The organism is Gluconobacter wancherniae NBRC 103581 (assembly GCF_007988885.1).
GTDB lineage: Bacteria > Pseudomonadota > Alphaproteobacteria > Acetobacterales > Acetobacteraceae > Gluconobacter > Gluconobacter wancherniae.
Genome location: NZ_BJUZ01000002.1, coordinates 365133 through 378333 on the forward strand (window position 1 = coordinate 365133; position 13201 = coordinate 378333).

Sequence of the window (13201 nt, forward strand, 5' to 3'; positions counted from 1 at the left end):
TCACTCCATAGACCCCACGGCAGGGTTGGTGAAGGGACGGCATTGTCCCCTCGTGGTAGAAAGCTCAGAACTGAGCGGAAACGCTGCCAAAGAACTGGCGTGGAGCGGCTACAAACAGGTTTGCGTTGTCATCACCCGAAACCGACGCCGCACCATAGACGCCGCCGATATAATTGCGGTTGAAAAGGTTCGTGACGCCAAATGTGGTCTTGAGATTGCGGGCGAAGCCAATTTTCCCGAAATTATAGCTGGCGTTGAGATTGGACGTCCAATAGGCGGGAATTTTCTCGTCGTTCGTGTAGGTCATGTAACGGGCGCTGGTGTAGGTGGTGTTAAAGTTGAAGCTTGCCTGATGCCATGTGTAGGTCAGGTTCGCCTTGTACATGAACTTCGGGTAGTAAACCTGATGCTTGCCTTTGATGCTGATCGTGGTGCCACCGTAGGGTATGTTGTTGCTTTCGTAGGTGGCGTTGTTCCAGCTAAAGCTGTTCGTAATTTCCAGCCCCTTGAAAGGCCGGATCGCTCCCATGACGTCTGCGCCATTCATCGTTTCACGACCGACATTGATGAATGAACTATAGGTGTTGCCGGTTGAGCCTGCAGTGATGGCTGCCAGACGGTTGTAATAGTCCGTGTGGTAAAAATCGGCGCTTCCAGAGAAGAAATGCGAATTGAAGCGATATCCTACGACGTAGTTCCAGGTGCGTTCTGGGCGCAGGGTATTCTTGTTGGCGTTAAATACGGCTTGTGCGGAATTGGTTGACGTTCCAAGGCCGCCCCATGCTGTGCCGCTGCCGCTTTGGGCTGCGTAATCATAAGCGCGCATATTCTCAGCAATATCGAAATAGAATTCGTGATTGTTGAGGAAGTGATAATCGAAATTGAAATGCGGAAGAAATGCACTGGATGCTGTCAGGCTGCCGGAAGCCGGGTGGCTGTAATAGACGCCCCAGTCAGACAGGCTGGCAGAATTATCGACGGATGTACCGCCATGGGTTGTCTGGAGCATGGAGCGGAAGCCCGCGGTGACCGTCATTTCACGCAGGATATGATAGGTGTCCTGCAGGTAGAACTGGAACGTATTCGTGTTGAACGAATCCCCCCACCATTCTGTCCCGTTCTTGAAATCTGCAATGGAAGAATGCGGATAATTCACGCCGTCTTCGTACATGTACATGGGGTAATTGAAGCGGTCGTTCTCATACCAGACGCCGGTTTTAATGTCGTTTTTTGAACCTGCATGAATATCGAAATTCTGTACAAGGCCCAGACGGCGCACATCCGGATGTCCTGTTTCCATTGCCATCGGAACTTGAGACGTTGGTGAAATCAGGAAGGGGTTCGTTGCGCTATAATCGCCGTTAGAGACATGGCCATATGCAATTGTCTTAGACGTTACGTTCGGGAAAAGGCGGAATTCGCCGGTAACGGCTGAAAGATAATTCCGTTGTGTCTGTGTGCCGTCATAGGCGTAATCGCCCACTTCGTCTGTTGAGAGTATGCCTTCAAGTCCGGCTGGAACGGTCCCGGCCTGAGCTGCTGCGGCATATTCCTTTGCGAGCGCGTAGTTAGGTTTCAGGTAGGTCGTGTTGCGACCCATCTTTTGCCACATGTTCTTGGTCAGGCTGAGGTAATTATACTGTTCGAAATTCGAATAATCGAAAATGGCAGTTATTTTTCCATGCTCGCCAACAGGTTGTACCAGTTTGAAATTGGCCTGCTGTTCCTGCTGGTCGCCATATCCCTTCCACAGATCCTGCGCAGTGCGTGCATAAGCTGCATAAAATTTTGTCCCGCTGGAATTCAGCACGCCACTATCGACCCGGGCGAATGTTCTGAAACCGTTATTGCTGCCGAACAGCTGGCTGATCTGGCCCCCCGCTTTGTTTAGCGGGTCGCTGGTGTCAAAGGTGATGGCGCCACCAAGTGTCTGGGCAGAAGGAACGTCCAGAGCACCAGCACCCTGAGACATCTGCATCCCTGAGATGTTTTCTTGAATTTCCATCTGGTCGACACCGAGGCCGTTCCAGTTGTGGAAGCCCTGTCCGCCCATGGGGATGCCGTCCAGAGAAACGCCGAGCTGGGTCTGGTTGAAGCCGCGCACGTAAAGGGTATTGGCAACCGTATCGAGACCGAAAGCATCATCGGAAGCGAAATTTGCGCCCGGTGTTGTGAGTGCGAGGATCTGCATCGGACTGGTGCCGGCTACGAAATGATCCATCGTCTCGCGGGATACGGCCTGTACGGCACCATGCGATCCGGTACGGGCGACGCGGACAGTCATGGATTCATCCGCGGAATGAGGTTCGGTATGACGGTGTTTTGTCGTGGCAGGATGTGTATGTTTTGGAGGTATGGCGGCCGTATTGATATGGTAACGAATTGCTCTATGTGTAGAGGCTGTATCTGCTGCGGAGGCAGATGCAGGGTCCATGCCAATAAGAGCCCAGAAAAAAACAGAGCTTTTCAGTGTCGATCCGTAACGATGGAGAATATCGTAATCGTTTTTCATTGCAATTATTCTTTTTTCTGCCGGAAAGAGAACGAGTGCGATTGGCGGTGGGGTCAGTGATTTATGGATGCTAGAAGACCCGTGCGATGAGTCAACGCAATGCAATGATTCGATTCTGATATCTTATTTAATATGTTGCATAAAAAACACGAATTCGTGTTGTGAGCCTTATTATCGAAAATATGAAAAGCGGCTGTTCACGCACAAAAAAGGCGCGGAAGAGAAATCCTCTCCGCGCTCTGTTTTAAATTGAAACGGGTAGTTTTAGTGGATCTGTCCGGCGCCCTGGGATGGAGAGCAGGCGAAGCAGAGAGCCGGTTTTCCGTTGGGTGCGATGTAGTGTGTCTGTACGGCTGCTATGGCCGCGGGCAGAACATCGCGCTTCATAACGGCTACGATACAACCGCCAAATCCACCCCCGGTCATTCTGGCGCCACCCTTATCGCTGATGGCGTCCTGAACGATCTCAACCAGTTCGTCGATTTTGGGTGTGGTGATCTGGAAATCATCGCGCATGGATGCATGTGATGCGCTGAAGATTTCGCGGATTGCTTTGGTATTGCCGGATTGAAGCGCAGTCTCGCTTTCCAGAACGCGGGCGCTGTCCGTGATGATGTGGTGCGCGCGCTTCCAGGGCAGTTCAGCGAGTTTTCCTTTCGAGTCCACAAGCTGTTTAAGGGAAACGTCGCGCAGGGCAGGGGCGCCGAAAAATGCGGCTGCCTGTTCGCATTCCTTGCGGCGCTGGTTGTATTCGCTTTCTACCAGTCCCCGGGCGACACCGGAATGCACGATCAGGATCGCAAGGTCTGGATCAAGGACCACTGGGGTGGTTTCAAGGGAACGGCAATCGATTTTCAGCGCGTGGCCATCTTCGCCACAGGCTGAAATCATCTGATCCATGATCCCGCAATTGACGCCCACATAGTCCGTCTCGACTTCGCGCGCTGCAACGGCGACCTGCTTCGCGTCAAGATTTGACAGGTTGTTGGCGAGTTTCATGGCGGTGATCAGGGCCACAAGCAGGGATGCCGATGATGACAAGCCTGCACCCTGAGGCACATTTCCTGCAATGGCCATGTTGAGGCCACACAGCCTGTATCCACGCCGACGCAGGATTTCCACAGCACCACGAACATAATCCGACCAGCCATGCTCGGCAGCCGGGGGTACGGCCTCGCTGAGGGAGAAGCTGTCTTCCTCGTCGTTCATTTCAAGGGCGACGACATGAACCTGATCGTCCACACGTCGGCTCACAGCGACCGTGTTCTGGAAATCGATCGCGCAGGGGAGCACGAAGCCATCGTTATAGTCGGTATGTTCGCCGATCAGATTGACCCTGCCCGGCGCCTGAACGACGAGTTCAGGCTCTATACCGAAACGGACCTCAAATCCTTCGCGGACGCGGATTGCGGGGCTGGTAGTTGTGTCGTGGTGGGCGGACGTCATGTTGGCTCTCCTTTGCCGACCTGCGCGCGCAGGGTTGCTGCGGCCTGTTCCGGCGTCAGGTCCCGCTGTGTCTCTGCAAGCATTTCATATCCAACCATGAATTTTCTGACCGTCGCGGAACGCAGAAGCGGCGGATAGAAATGGGCATGGAGTTGCCATGGTGCGGCGTCGCGGTCGTCAAATGGTGCGCCGTGCCAGCCCATGGAATAGGGGAATGAGGTGTCAAACAGGGCATCGTAGGCATTGGTCAGGCGCTTGAGGATCAAGGCCAGATCCGCCCGTTGTTCTGCTGTGAGGTCTGGCATGCGGCTCACAGGAAAACGCGGAAGCAGCAGGGTTTCGAATGGCCAGATTGCCCAGAAAGGGACGATGGCCATCCAGAATTCCGTCTCGACGACGATCCGGGTTTTTTGTTCGGCCTCCCGTGCCACCAGATCAAGAAGCATCGGGCGGCCATGTTCGGCGTAGTAGGCGCGCTGGGCTTCGTCTTCGGCCAGCGGCTCGTTGGGAATAAAATCGGTAGCCCAGATCTGCCCGTGCGGATGGGGGTTCGAACACCCCATCAATTCCCCCTTGTTTTCGAAGATCTGGACCCAGACATACTCTTTGCCTAACTCGGCGCTTTGTTCGGCCCAAGTTGTAACGATACCTTCGATCACATCAGGGGATAGTTGCGGGAGAGTTTTACTGTGATCGGGAGAGAAGCATATCACCCGGCTTGTGCCGCGTGCGGATTGCAGGCGGAACAGCGGATCTGTTGAGGTTGGTGCATCGGGCGTATCGGTCATGACAGCCGCGAAGTCATTGGTGAAGACATATGTGCCCGTGTATTGTGGGTTTACTTCTCCATTGATGCGTGTGTTGCCCGGACAGAGATAGCATGTCGGATCGTAGGGCTTGCTGGCGCGTGTTTCGCCGGCTTCCTGCTTGCCCTGCCATGGACGTTTTGCCCGGTGTGGGGAGACAAGCACCCACTTTCCTGAAAGCGGGTTGAAGCGACGATGCGGGTGGTCTTCAGCGTTGAAGCCGGTCATGACGTTCAGGATTCCGAATAGCCGTTCGGGTGGGACTCTCGCCAGAGAAAGGCGGTTTCTACGATCTGGTCGAGTTTCTGATACTGGGGGTCCCAGCCGGTTTCCTGACGGATCAGTGTAGAATCCGCCACCAGAACGGCTGGATCACCTGGGCGACGATCGGCCCATTCCCAAGGTACTTTGCGTCCGGTCACACGCTCGACGCTCTCTACGACTTCCATGTTCGTGAAGCCAAGGCCATTGCCGAGATTGTATGTCACGGAGCGATCGTCCAACTGCCCGATGGCACGGATATGTGCATCCGCGAGATCGGTCACATGGATGTAGTCGCGCACACAGGTGCCGTCGCGGGTGGGGTAATCCCTGCCGAACAGTTTCAGTCCCGGATGCCGCCCCAGCGCTGCGTCGATGGTCAGTGGAATAAGATGCGTTTCCGGACGGTGGTCTTCACCAAGGCGCCCTTTTGGGTCTGCGCCAGCCGCATTGAAATATCGCAGGCATGCACTGCGAAGGCCGTAAATGCGGTCTGCCCAGACAAGTGCGCGTTCAATGAGGAACTTGCTCTCGCCGTAAGGGGAGCCGGGGTCAATATGTGCGGCTTCTGAGATCGGTGGCGGACGGTCATCGCCGCCGAACAGGGCCGCCGTGGACGAGAAGACGATCTTCTTCACGCCATGGCGTGCACACGCCTCGATCAGGTTCAGGGCTGTTATGTAATTGCGGCGCAGATACAGAAACGGCTGCTGCATGCTCACGCCAACAAGCGACAGCGCTGCGAAATGCAGGACGGCGTCCCAGCGTTCCGATGCAACCGCGTTGTCAGTTGCCTGTGCGTCTGCGAGGTCTACGTGCATGAAACGCGCGCCCCCGGGCACGGCTGCACGGTGGCCTGTGCTCAGATCGTCGAGCACCACTACGTCATGCCCGGCATCAAGCAGGCTCTGGGCGACGTGGCTTCCGACAAATCCGGCGCCACCGGTGACGAGACATTTCATGTTAGTGCTCCTGTATCCCTGACCGCGATTGGCCAGACTTCCAAATCACTGCGCGGCACACTAAATCGCGTGGCACTCAAGAACCAGTGCACTTTGAGGTTGAAGGGCTGGAAGATAAAATCCGATATCTGACATCATCGCCCCCGAGAGAACGAGCCCATCGCCGAACAGCTTCTGCTGTGCGTCCGAGGGGCGATGTCCGCCTATGGTCTGGGGCGCTGGAACTGTAATTCTATAGAGCCTCTCACGTGCAAGTCCGGGCAGTCTTACGGGTGCGGGCAGGCGGGATGGGGGCCAGTTTTCCTGTGCCACCAGATAGATGCCTGTGCTTGCGTCCCGGCTGGTCACGCCACGGATTATTCGTGCTGGTTCGTCGTCTGCGAACTGTGCGTTGCCGGAATGCAGGACGAGGCGCAGGCGCTTGTGCAGTGCGATCCATGCCTTGAGTCGCCTGCTTTCGTCGGCGGGAAGCGTTAAGGGGTCGAGTTCTACGCCCAGATGACCAAAAATGGCGATCGCGGCACGATAATCCAGTGTTGTGGACAGTCCGTCCATCCAGTTGGGGCTGTGCGAGATATGGCAGCCAGTCACTTCTGGCGGCACAAAATGCCATCCCGCATTCTGAATACGCAGGCGCGATGGAGCGGATGTGTTGTCTGAAAGCCAGATGCGCTGCGTGTGTGCGAGTGCCCCCCAGTCTGCACGGCCACCACCGGAGGCACAGCTTTCGATTTCCAGTTCAGGGTGTGCCTCGTGCAGCCGATCCCATAGAGCATACAGAGCCAAAACCTGTTTACGGTAGGCGGCACGGCCCTGTGCGTCAGCGGCTTCGATGAGGTCTCGGTTAAAATCCCACTTGATGTAATCGATCCGCCAATCCGTGACCTGCTTGGATATGGCAGCAAACAGATAATCCGAGACATCCTTGCGACCGATATCGATCACGATCTGCTGGCGAGACGTCAGCATTGGCCGCCCTCGGACGTGAAGCGCCCAGTCCGGATGCTGGCGATAGAGGTCGCTGTTCGGATTGGCCATTTCGGGTTCGTACCACAGGCCAAACTGCATGCCGTGTGCGTGGACATGGTCTGAGAGAGGGCGCAGGCCATTTGGGAAAATGGCAAGTGCTGCAAACCAGTCTCCTAGTCCCTTCGTGTCATCGCGCCTGCTGCCAAACCAGCCGTCGTCGAGCACAAAGCGTTCGACGCCCAGCTCTGCTGCAGCGTCTGCTTCTCTCATCAGGCGTCGCTCATCCAGGTCGAAATAATTTCCTTCCCATGAATTGAGTAGAACCGGACGGGGTTTCATCCTCCCGCCGGGCCAGCGAATGATGCTGCCGCGGGCATATGCCTGAAATGCGCGCGCGCAGCCCGCATACCCTTCCGAAGAGCAGGTGGCATAAGCAGGGGGTGCAGTCAGGGTTTCACCCGGCGCCAGAATGACCTCACCCGGATAGAGATATTCGCCGACGGAAAGGCGCAGGCGGCCATCTTCCATGCGCTCTGCCGCAATACGATGGCTGCCACTCCAGCCCAGATGTGCAGCGTATGCCATGCCGCTATTTTGGCTCGTGGAAGACGTACCGGCCAAAATGGCGGGGTAGTGGTCGTGTGACCGATTCCGGCGGCTTTCTATCACGAGGCCGCCCTGCGTCAGGCTCACGGGCTGGAAGTCGAATTCCCGTGCCCAGGAACCATGGGCAACCCGGAATTCGCCTGCATTCTCGGGCAGAAGGTAATTGCCTGAAATAAACCGCTGGACGTTCAGGGGTGTCGTGCCACGGTTGGTCAGGGTTTGGCGGGTGCAGAGAACATCTTCCAGACCGAGGGTTATGATAATCTCGACTTCGAGGCCGGATATCTCGTCCAGACCATGGACTGTGAGGGCGCCGGGCGATGTTTCCAGAGATTTTGTCTGGAAGTCTGCTGTCCATCCCGTTCCATCGGGTCTGTCTGCGAGTAGTCCCGGTAGGTCAAAATTCCACTGTCCGATTGTATCGAGAACGGTGATGAGGGGGCGCCAGTTATCGGGTCCGTTGTTGGGTGTATCGGGTGCACGCAGGGCGAAGACGGCTTCCGCGTCCAGTGTCTGCGGTAATCTGATGCCCCAATATGCGATCTCGGGAAGCCCCGTTCGTCTTGCAATCAGCAGGAGCGTCGTGGCTGTGCCGTCCAGACGAAGAAGACGTGTGGGAGAAGACGCTCCAGATCCTGCACGCTCCATTGGGGGGATCTCCGGGCGCTGAAAAGGAGGTGTGGGTGTGGTGGCTTCTGCTGGTCTGGCCGCGGGTGTCTGTGCGGATGCATTGCCGATGAGGGACGTCATGCCTGCCACGCCCATCATCTTCCACGTTGTGCGCCGTGAAAGCCGCGTAGGGTCATTTGATGAAGGGGAGGTCATGGGCCGACAGTTCCATTCAGACGTATGTCAGAACGGAACGCCGCAAAATCAGCTTAAGTAGAGTGACGTTTTCGTGAAGTTAGGCTTGAGCAAGGTTTTGAAAAGAAAGGAAAATTGTAGGCAGTCAATTCCAAATACAGCAACACCCGCCGCAGCTCATGTTTAAGAGCCGCATGCGGGTGCTACAATGTGCTCCCTGAGGGGAATAACAATCAGTGGTGATTGTTGATTTGGCGCGCCAGCGCGCTATTCAGGGCGTTTACATCGCCGCCATGGCGGGAGAGGTATGAGCTGTAGTCACCGCGCTGGTTCATGCGCAGGCTTGCCCCTTCGCCATACATGTCCACGACCTTCAGCGGGGACCCGGCGACGATCAGCTGCATGTTGACTTCTGGCTGACCGGGGCGATCGATCAGGGCTGTAACGCGCTCACCATCTGGCGTGACGCTGCTGCCCGTGACGCGGAAATGAACGCCCTGATAATTACCGATCTGATCGGTAATGGTGTTCACCAGAACCTGATCGAACAGGGAGAGGTATTTCTGCTGTTGTTCCGGCGTCGCGGTTTTCCAGTACCGGCCGAGGCAGTACCGGCCGATTCCGCTGACATCAACATTCTGCTGTAGAAGGGGAAGGACTTCCTTCTTCTTCTGGTCCAGCGGCGTGCTGGAGTTGACCACGGCAACAAGTTTGTTGCCGAAGGATGTGACGAAATCGGTTGCAGGGCTGGCGTGGGCTACGCCCGTTCCCAGCGTAAGAGCGGCGAAGGCACCCAGTGCAGCACGACGTGAGAAAGCGTTGGCCATTCGAGTTGTCCTCATTAGTACCAGTCGGGAGTGGTGGCGCGATGATCGTCTTTCAGGGCGTCGACCTGGCTCTGACGGTTCTGCTGCCATGCACTGCGGATATAGGAGTAGGGATCGAGACTGTCCTGTTCCAGGTGGTCGATCTGATCAACGGTGTTGGCGAACCCGTCGACCGTACCCAGAATGTTGTAGGCCCAGTTGAAGCTAAGCAGGCCATAGCCGCGTGGGACATAGTTGATCGGTGTCAGACCCTGACCGATTGCATACCCTGCGCCATCACGGAAATTGGTCGGGCCAACACCGGGAATGAACAGGTACGGACCGGTGGGGACGCCCCATGTGCCCATGGTCATGCCTGGGTCGGTCTCATGCTGCTTGTAGCCCACGAGGCTCGCCACGTCGAAGAAACCAGCCACGCCTGCGCTCATATTGATGGCAAAGCGCATGAACGAGTCTCCGGCACGCCGTGGGCGTCCAGCGCCGACATCGGAGAAGAACACCGCAGGCTCACGCCAGGTTTCATTGATGTTGGCAACCGAATGGCGGACAGGTGTTGGGACAGCCCATATCCAGGCCTTGGCAATCGGTCGCAGTGCCTTGTGGTATGCCCACATCTGCACATTGTACATGTCGCGGTTGAGGGGTTCATACGGGTCATTCGCGGCCTTGTAATCGGCCAGCGCTTCCGGGTCCTTGGGCGGTGGGTTGCGCAGCGACCCGCATGCGCTGAGCAGCATGAGCGCCAGCGATCCCGCCGTGACTCTGGTGCAGCGCTTCCACGCCGACCCGTAACCGATTCCGTCCTGACGAGAGTCCATAACCATCCCCAAAAACCACCCCCGTTACCTTGCTCACGAAGACGTCATCCTGATCGGGAGGCCCTTGAGGGGGCGGCGATCAGTCCTGCCTTGTGCATCACGCGGGACTACGTCTGTTAATCGCAGAAAACCGCGGAGAGGCTTTGTTATAGCCTATCACGCGCCATCCCGCATCCCCTGCATGTATGCAACCGCTGACACACTGTGAAGAGGGAGTGGCAACGAGCTACGTAGCCATTCGATCATTTCCGAGGGGCGCAATGCTTTGACGGATGACTGTTTTTTGCACCACTGTTGCCGCAACTCAACACTCAGGAGTTTTTTGGTGTCCAGAATTTTTCGTCGCAAGACAGCATTTTTTTCAACCGCAGCTCTGGCTGCCCTGTCTCTCGGCGTAGCCCAGGCACGACCTTCTGTAACGTCACAGCCATGGGGCACAACACCCGACGGTAAAGCCGTCAAGATTGTCACGCTTAAGAATGATCATGGTCTTGTAACGCGCGTCATTACCTATGGCGGTATCATCCAGTCCGTTGAGACGCCCGACCGTAACGGCCATCTGCAGGATGTGGTGCTCGGCTTCGGCAAGCTCGATGGCTACACTGTGGACAGCGCCCAGGGCGGCCTGTTCTTCGGGGCAATCATCGGCCGTTATGCCAACCGTCTGGCTGCGGGGAATTTCCCTGTCGATGGCAAAACCTACCACACGGACGTAACTGCCCCCCCGAACGCCCTGCATGGCGGCAAGCGCGGTTTCGACAAGAACGTATGGACGCTTGAAAAGACCGGCACGAACAGCGGCGGAGCATTCGTTACGCTGAAGCTCGTCAGCCCGAATGGTGATCAGGGTTTCCCCGGAACGCTGACGACGCATGTCACATATATGCTTGGCAATGATGATGCGCTATCTCTGCATTATGTTGCCACGACAGATGCGCCGACGGTTCTGAACCTGACGAATCACAGCTACTGGAACCTGAACGGCGAGGGCTCCGGCTCGATCGAGCCGGAAATTCTGCAGCTGAACGCAGACAGCTTCACGCCTACGGATGCGACATCCATCCCGACAGGTCAGATTGCTCCTGTCGCAGGAACACCGCTTGATTTCAGCAAGGCCACTGCCATTGGTGACCGTCTGCGCAGCAATGACGCACAGATGATGTATGCGCGTGGTTATGACATGAACTGGGTTGTGAATGGCCCTTACGGTCAGGCACCGCGTTTTGCTGGTAAGGTTTATGATCCGCGTTCGGGTCGGAGCATGGAAATTCTGACCAACCAGCCGGGTCTTCAGGTTTACACCTCGAATTCGCTCAATGGCGCGTATGCTGGCATTTCCGGTCATGCCTATCGCCAGACGGATGCGATTGCCTTTGAGGCCGAGCATTATCCTGACAGCCCAAATCATCCTTCTTTCCCGACGACTGAGCTGAAGCCGGGTCAGACTTTCGACTACACCACCACATTCCGCTTCTCGAACAAGTAACTTCCGATCGCGGAAAGGAGTGTGAACTCCGGTCTGTTGTCTGGAAACGCCCCGATGGCTTTGGCTTTCGGGGCGTTTTCCATATTAGGGGTGCTCAGGACACGATATCGGGCAATTCTGGCAAGGAAGTTTGTTGTCTGCCCGCAGCGTGTGCGGCATGAGGGGGCACGATCAGAAACCCCATCATTGTTTGTCAGCAGGTTTTTACATGTCAGAGCACACGCCCATCGGCCTCGAAAATGATACCAGAGCCATCCGGGCTTTGACGCATTCGGGAAATTTCCACGTCGATGAGACGCTGGGATACGTCATTCTGCATTACGCGCTTGCTCCGCAGGGGGACCTCAGGACGCGCATTCTAGAAGGGACCTGCGGAGACAGGCTCGATTTCGTGCGGACGCGGTCTCCGGAAGTGATCAAGGGTGCGGATATCGTTTTCGATGTTGGGGGCTCATACGATCCTCCATCAGGCCGTTATGACCATCACATGAAGGACAAACCCCTGCGTGAGGATGGAACGCCCTACAGTGCGGCCGGTCTGCTGTGGAAAGATTACGGCGTTGCGGCAATTCGCAACATCCTGACCTCACCTGTTGAGGAAGGCGTTCCTGAAGCGATTTGGAAGTCGCTCGATAAATCGCTGATCCTGCCGATCGATCAGGATGACAACGGCGTGGTGAAGATGGGGAAACTGTCTCTGGCAGATATTGTGTCTGCCTGTAGCCCTCCATGGGACACGGCTGAACTGCATGGTGTTCAGGAAGCGAAGGGCAGAGAGGCTCTCGGCTTTGCGAATGCCGCTACAGCCGTTGCCGCGCATCTTGTGAACATGGTTGATCGTGTTCGTGCCAGCCTCAAGGCCACAAGCCGCGTTCTGGCGTCCTACAAAGCGGCAGAAGACAAGCGTATCCTGCTGATGGAGACGGGAATGCCGACCGAAAAGGTCATTTTCGAGCGTGATCTTCCGGTAGTTTATGTTGTGTCGCCAGCCGGCCCGGAGCAGTGGAACGTCAAGGCTGTTCCGCCGGTACGCGGTGATTTCGGGCAGCGTGTTTCGTTGCCTGAGGCCTGGGGCGGACTGGAGAAAGCTGCGCTGGCTGAAGTCTCTGGCGTGCCAGACGCTGTATTCGCCCATCCGGCGCGTTTCATCTGCGGTGCGGCGAGCAGGGAAGGAGCGCTGAAAATGGCGCGTCTGGCTCTGGAAATCGATGCATCCCTGAAGATTGCCTGAAGCCTTCACCACAGGCGGGAGAAACATTGCTTCCGCCTGTTAGAGGGGCTTGATCATTCTGATGTGCTTGATGGTTCCCTTGAAGAAAATATCTCCTACGGGCGTCATGCCATGTTTGTCATAGAACCGGGTGGCGGTGACGCGTGCATCCAGCGTCATCAGACTGAATCCCTGCTCACGGCACCGCTCGAAGGTTGATTGGATGATCAGAGATCCAAGGCCGTGCCCCTGAAACTCAGGAAGAACGGCAAATTTCCGAAGCTGCACCGTGTCTGCATCGAGTCTGAACAGGGAAACACATGCGATCAGATCGCTATTGAGGTAGCCACCCAGATGGCAGGCGGTCTCATCATGAGGAACGCGGCATTCGTCCTGTGTCAGTGTCGGGCCAAGCACGCGCTGGCGAATGGGGAGGCAGTCTTCCAGTCGGATATCCGTGATGGAATAATCCGGTGCTTTTTTCTTGCCCATCT

10 protein-coding genes are annotated in these 13201 nt (G+C 56.3%); 2 read left to right on the forward strand and 8 right to left on the reverse strand.

Annotated elements, in window-relative coordinates; genetic code table 11:
• Window positions 1-64: 64 nt before the first annotated feature.
• From GWA01_RS08760 to GWA01_RS08790, 7 genes are all read right to left on the reverse strand, one after another.
• Window positions 65-2284, reverse strand: a complete 2220-nt coding sequence (locus tag GWA01_RS08760) for a TonB-dependent receptor family protein (protein ID WP_228118563.1) — start codon at window positions 2282-2284, stop codon at window positions 65-67.
• A 492-nt stretch (window positions 2285-2776) separates the two neighbouring features.
• On the reverse strand, window positions 2777-3958 hold the full coding sequence (gene galK / locus GWA01_RS08765) for a galactokinase (protein ID WP_146796478.1): 1182 nt from the start codon (window positions 3956-3958) through the stop codon (window positions 2777-2779).
• Window positions 3955-4992, reverse strand: coding sequence for a UDP-glucose--hexose-1-phosphate uridylyltransferase (locus tag GWA01_RS08770; RefSeq protein ID WP_146796481.1), 1038 nt, complete (start codon window positions 4990-4992; stop codon window positions 3955-3957). Before GWA01_RS08770 ends, galK begins: the two co-directional genes overlap by 4 nt.
• Before the next feature lie 5 nt (window positions 4993-4997).
• Complete coding sequence (gene galE, locus GWA01_RS08775) at window positions 4998-5987, reverse strand: UDP-glucose 4-epimerase GalE (protein WP_146796484.1); 990 nt, start codon at window positions 5985-5987, stop codon at window positions 4998-5000.
• A gap of 60 nt (window positions 5988-6047) precedes the next feature.
• A complete protein-coding gene (locus GWA01_RS08780) occupies window positions 6048-8387 on the reverse strand; it encodes an alpha-galactosidase (RefSeq protein WP_222592702.1) in 2340 nt (779 codons plus the stop codon).
• Between the two features lie 212 nt (window positions 8388-8599).
• Window positions 8600-9193: an MlaC/ttg2D family ABC transporter substrate-binding protein gene (locus GWA01_RS08785; protein WP_146796487.1), complete on the reverse strand. Its 594-nt coding sequence runs from the start codon at window positions 9191-9193 to the stop codon at window positions 8600-8602.
• Between the two features lie 14 nt (window positions 9194-9207).
• The gene (locus tag GWA01_RS08790; RefSeq protein WP_146796490.1) at window positions 9208-10011 is read right to left on the reverse strand and encodes an MlaA family lipoprotein; all 804 of its coding nucleotides are present in this window, start codon (window positions 10009-10011) and stop codon (window positions 9208-9210) included.
• A 334-nt stretch (window positions 10012-10345) separates the two neighbouring features.
• Here GWA01_RS08790 and GWA01_RS08795 point away from each other — a divergent pair, with 334 nt between their 5' ends.
• Both GWA01_RS08795 and GWA01_RS08800 read left to right on the forward strand, forming a co-directional pair.
• On the forward strand, window positions 10346-11497 hold the full coding sequence (locus GWA01_RS08795; protein ID WP_371858445.1) for an aldose epimerase family protein: 1152 nt from the start codon (window positions 10346-10348) through the stop codon (window positions 11495-11497).
• Between the two features lie 208 nt (window positions 11498-11705).
• The gene (locus tag GWA01_RS08800) at window positions 11706-12728 is read left to right on the forward strand and encodes an MYG1 family protein (RefSeq protein WP_146796496.1); all 1023 of its coding nucleotides are present in this window, start codon (window positions 11706-11708) and stop codon (window positions 12726-12728) included.
• A 39-nt stretch (window positions 12729-12767) separates the two neighbouring features.
• Here the strand turns inward: GWA01_RS08800 and GWA01_RS08805 are convergent, their stop codons facing one another.
• Entirely contained in the window at window positions 12768-13199 is a 432-nt protein-coding gene (locus GWA01_RS08805; RefSeq protein WP_146796500.1) for a GNAT family N-acetyltransferase, read from the reverse strand.
• Between the last annotated feature and the right edge of the window lie 2 nt (window positions 13200-13201).

Coding starts and splice junctions, on each gene's coding strand:
- GWA01_RS08790 (WP_146796490.1), bottom strand. CDS start 10,011: ATGGACTCTCGTCAGGACGGAATCGGTTACGGGTCGGCGTGGAAGCGC.
- galK (WP_146796478.1), bottom strand. CDS start 3,958: ATGACGTCCGCCCACCACGACACAACTACCAGCCCCGCAATCCGCGTC.
- galE (WP_146796484.1), bottom strand. CDS start 5,987: ATGAAATGTCTCGTCACCGGTGGCGCCGGATTTGTCGGAAGCCACGTC.
- GWA01_RS08785 (WP_146796487.1), bottom strand. CDS start 9,193: ATGGCCAACGCTTTCTCACGTCGTGCTGCACTGGGTGCCTTCGCCGCT.
- GWA01_RS08800 (WP_146796496.1), top strand. CDS start 11,706: ATGTCAGAGCACACGCCCATCGGCCTCGAAAATGATACCAGAGCCATC.
- GWA01_RS08805 (WP_146796500.1), bottom strand. CDS start 13,199: ATGGGCAAGAAAAAAGCACCGGATTATTCCATCACGGATATCCGACTG.
- GWA01_RS08760 (WP_228118563.1), bottom strand. CDS start 2,284: ATGACTGTCCGCGTCGCCCGTACCGGATCGCATGGTGCCGTACAGGCC.
- GWA01_RS08770 (WP_146796481.1), bottom strand. CDS start 4,992: ATGACCGGCTTCAACGCTGAAGACCACCCGCATCGTCGCTTCAACCCG.
- GWA01_RS08780 (WP_222592702.1), bottom strand. CDS start 8,387: ATGACCTCCCCTTCATCAAATGACCCTACGCGGCTTTCACGGCGCACA.